The sequence below is a fragment of the Nostoc sp. CALU 546 genome, assembly GCF_048836525.1.
In genome coordinates, this window is sequence record NZ_JAWJTF010000295.1 from 1 (window position 1) to 2512 (window position 2512).

Genomic DNA, 2512 nt, shown 5'->3' on the forward strand with positions numbered 1-2512 from the left:
CCTCACTTTTCAAAAGTTTATTTACGGGTGCGCTCGTGTCGGTTAGGTTGCTATAATCCGAAGCGCTAATATTAAGAAATTTTGCGGCGAGCCACTTTTTGAGTGACTTGGTGTAGGAGTTTGTTGTTTTTCAGGTGTTCATGACTACATCAATAATTAATAGCCAGAAACTAAGTGACGAGCCTGGTAATTCCGACTTCCGGCTCAAAGATATTGTCAAAACCCTGCCACGGGAATGTTTTCAGCAGAGCCGTCGCAAAGCTTGGACACAAGCATTGCTCAGTGTCTTGGCAGTTGCCTTGGGTTATTACAGCTTGATTATCACTCCTTGGTTTCTTTTGCCCCTAGCTTGGATTTTTACGGGCACTGCTTTAACAGGCTTTTTTGTAATTGGACATGATTGTGGTCACAGGTCTTTTGCCAAACGTCGTTGGGTAAATGATTTGGTGGGGCACTTCTTCATGATGCCGTTAATTTACCCCTTTCACAGTTGGCGCATTAAGCATAATTATCACCATACTCATACCAACAAGCTGGATGAGGACAACGCTTGGCATCCAATCAGACCAGAAGTATTTGAAAACTGGGATACAACCCGGCAGTCTGCTTTTAAGTTGTTCATGCGTAAACGCCTCTGGTGGGTAGGTTCCATTGGACATTGGGCTGTGGTGCATTTTGATTGGCGGAACTTCAAAACTAAAGACCAATCGAGTATCAAGCTTTCTGTGGCTGTTGTAGTTGTGTTTGCTGCGATCACTTTTCCGCTTCTTATCGCCACAACTGGTATCTGGGGATTTGTCAAGTTTTGGCTAGTGCCCTGGATGGTTTACCATTTTTGGATGAGTACTTTTACCATTGTTCACCATACTGCCGCAGATGTTCCTTTTGCGACAGCGAACAAGTGGAACGAAGCTCTAGCACAACTATCTGGCACTATTCATTGCGATTATCCGCGTTGGGTAGAAGTTTTGTGTCACGATATCAATGTTCATGTCCCTCATCATATTTCCACAGCTATTCCTTCTTATAATTTGCGGTTAGCTTACAGCAGCATCAAAGAGAATTGGCAGCCTTATCTCCATGATGAGTGTCAGTTTTCTTGGCCTTTAATGAAGCAGATTACAGACCAGTGTCAACTGTACACAACTGATGTTGGCTATAAGACTTTTGACGAGCATTATACAGAGCAATAAATAGCGCTGTGATTACACTCACGCTCTTGAATTAACGAGAGCGTTTATCATGCTGTGTTTAAATAGAATCTGGCAATTTTTTAATAACTAAAATTGTTAGGTAAATTGCCAGAAATTATCCTCTTTTGTGTTAGCGATCGCTAGTTTCGTGGGCATCCTAGAGGTGAGATTATTTTGTCTCAAATCAAGTTCCGATTTATATCTAACAAAAGAATCCAGTGCAATTAGATACCATCAGTTTCAATAATCCTCCTGGCGGTGAAACGTCTGAGGATACGACTAAATTACCTTTCACACTTGGGGATTTAAAAGCTGCAATTCCTGCTGAATGCTTTCAGCCCAATGTGACAAAATCACTTTTTTACTTCTTTCGTGACATCCTGATTATTGGTCTGCTTTATGCAGTTGCTTCTTACCTGGATTCTTGGCTTTTCTTCCCGATTTTCTGGCTAATGCAAGGAACGATGTTTTGGGCTTTGTTTGTAGTTGGGCATGACTGCGGACACCAATCTTTTTCTAAGCATAAATGGCTCAATGATTTGATTGGACATCTTTCGCACACACCAATACTTGTTCCTTATCATGGTTGGCGGATCAGCCATAGAACCCATCACAAAAATACTGGCAATATCGATAATGATGAAAGCTGGTATCCTGTGACCGAATCACAATACAAGGAGATGCCTTTAGCCCAAAAGATCGGCAGATATTATGTTTTTCTATTGGCTTATCCTGTGTATTTGTTTAAGCGTTCTCCTAACAAGGAAGGCTCCCACTTTATGCCCGGCAGTTCGCTTTTCAAGCCATCGGAAAAATGGGATGTCATCACTAGTACTGTACTTTTGATTGGTATGGTAGGTTTGCTCGGTTTCCTCACCTACCAATGGGGTTGGATGTGGTTGCTGAAATATTATGCAGTACCCTACCTTGTGTTTATAATTTGGCTCGATTTGGTGACATTCTTGCACCACACTGAGCCAGAGCTTCCCTGGTATCGTGGAGAAGATTGGACTTTCCTGAAAGGCGCGATTTCTAGTATTGACCGTGATTATGGTTTGGTTAATCATATCCATCACGATATTGGTACTCATGTCGCTCACCACATATTCCTTAATATCCCTCACTACAATTTGCTGAAGGCAACTGAGGCAATAAAACCAGTAATGGGTGAGTATTTCCACAAATCGGAAGAACCCATTTGGAAGTCATTATGGAATTCATGTGTCAGATGCCATTTTGTACCTGATACGGGTAGTAAGGTTTACTACACATCTAACAACAAGTTAGCTAAAAACTAAGATTTAGAATCCCGACTTCTT

The 2512-nt window shown here is 41.7% G+C and carries 2 protein-coding genes; both read left to right on the top strand.

Going from position 1 to position 2512, the window contains the following annotated elements; all coding sequences use genetic code 11:
• The first annotated feature begins 140 nt into the window (after positions 1–140).
• Complete coding sequence (locus tag RRG12_RS42880) at positions 141–1193, top strand: fatty acid desaturase (protein WP_420761752.1); 1053 nt, start codon at positions 141–143, stop codon at positions 1191–1193.
• Between the two features lie 218 nt (positions 1194–1411).
• Positions 1412–2491 (top strand): fatty acid desaturase, encoded by a 1080-nt coding sequence (locus RRG12_RS42885; protein ID WP_420761751.1) that lies wholly within the window; start codon positions 1412–1414, stop codon positions 2489–2491.
• Positions 2492–2512: the final 21 nt, after the last annotated feature.